Origin of the sequence: Micromonospora sp. SL4-19 (assembly GCF_047921475.1) — a bacterium.
Lineage (GTDB): Bacteria > Actinomycetota > Actinomycetes > Mycobacteriales > Micromonosporaceae > Micromonospora.
Genome location: NZ_JBLROB010000073.1, coordinates 1 through 1,602, shown reverse-complemented (window position 1 = coordinate 1,602; position 1,602 = coordinate 1). Strand labels below are relative to the sequence as shown.

Here is a 1,602-nt window from a genome sequence, read left to right as displayed (position 1 = left end):
CACGTTCCCCGAGACCCGCCTGCGGACGGGCGATCTCTTGCTACGGCCCTTCTCCGCGATCGACATCGAGGCAAATCAGATCGCTTGCGCGGACCCGCTCATCCAGCAGTGGCTCCCCCTGCCCCAGCCCTACACCCGCCACGACTCCGCTGACTGGTGCACGAAGATCTCCCATTCCCTGCGGGAGACCGGAGACGGGATCCACTTCGCGATCGTTGACGCGAACACAGACCACCTCCTCGGCACCGTCGGCCTGAAGAAGACCGACTGGCGCGGCCTGGTCAGCGAGATCGGCTACTCGGTCGTCCCCTGGGCTCGCCGCCGAGGCATCGCGGCCGAAGCCACGCGGACCATCGGTCACTGGCTACTGGTTGACCACGGCTTCCAGCGCATGGAACTCAAGGCCGCCACCGGGAACCTGGCCTCCCAGAGGACCGCTCTCAAGGCCGGCCTGCAACGCGAAGGCATCATGCGCAATGCCGGCTTCATCCACGCCGCCCGCGTCGACCTGGTCCTCTTCTCGCTCACGCCGGACGACCTCAAGTCGCAGTCTGATCAAGACCAGAGAGGCGCGAATACCGCAGACCAAAAGTAAGTGATCTCCACCAGTACGACGTCTGACAGACGACGTCACATGCTGGCATGATCCTTCGCCCCACCGCTTCGCCTTGCGCCCCCGTTTGAGGCAAGCAAGCAGGTGTCGACTAACTCTTCTCGGCACGACAGCACCTTGGGACACCGCACCCCGGTTACGGCCCGTAGCGACCGGTCGGCGGCATGAGCGTGCGTCACCGCGGCCGTGGGAGGGAGCGATCAGAAGCTTATGCAGCAGTAGAGCCGATTGCTGTCGGCGGCGGCTCGCCGCGCCAGCTCGGTCAGAGCGACGAGGAACAATGTCAGACTGTCCCCCGCCGTGGCGTCGAACTCCGCGCTCGCCCACTCCCGTGCCACCTGGGGCAGCGCCGACGGTTCCAGCGATGCCAAGGCGTCGCGCAGCGTGTCCGTGACCGACAGCACCATCCCTCCGTCAAGCTCTTCGTGCCTGGCCGGCCCGATCAGCGCAGCCTGCCGAGGATCGGCGCTCACCTCGTCGTACGACCGGCCAGTGAGAATCTCCTCCAGCCGCGCCAGACCAGTCGGGTCGACCCCCTTGCTCTGCACGACGAGTGTCCGCGAATGCGCCACCTTCACCCGTGGCCGCGTCGCCTCGTCCGGGGACACCCGGTACAACGCCTTGCCGGCCGCGACGTCCTCAGGCGTGAGATCGAGCAGCCCCGGCTGCCCGTCGACGTAGTCGACGGCTGTCGCCGCCACACCGTCAGACCCAGCGGAGAAGTAGTCAGTCAGAACGGACATCCGAGCATCATGGCTCGCGAACCAGCATCCGCTCATCGGCATGCCCGGGCGTAGAGGGCGCCGCCTTGCCATGCCCGCGTAGCGAGCGGATCACGGCTACCTATTGACTGGTGGTACGACCGCAGCCCGGCCAGGCTTGGTCGAGGTGACCGGTGGGTCGCTCTCATCGCGGCTGCCCACCGCAGGTTGGTGTGGCTCTCATCTGGCGTGCGTCCCGCCGGTCACCGCGGCGGTGAGAGGCTCAAT

General features: G+C 66.8%; 2 protein-coding genes. One reads left to right on the top strand and one right to left on the bottom strand.

Going from position 1 to position 1,602, the window contains the following annotated elements:
* Window positions 1-595, top strand: a 595-nt coding sequence (locus tag ACNAVT_RS31715) for a GNAT family N-acetyltransferase (RefSeq protein WP_416301670.1), incomplete at its 5' end; no start/stop codon positions are given.
* A gap of 218 nt (window positions 596-813) precedes the next feature.
* Here ACNAVT_RS31715 and ACNAVT_RS31710 read toward each other — a convergent pair.
* Entirely contained in the window at window positions 814-1,356 is a 543-nt protein-coding gene (locus ACNAVT_RS31710; RefSeq protein WP_416301668.1) for a hypothetical protein, read from the bottom strand.
* Window positions 1,357-1,602: the final 246 nt, after the last annotated feature.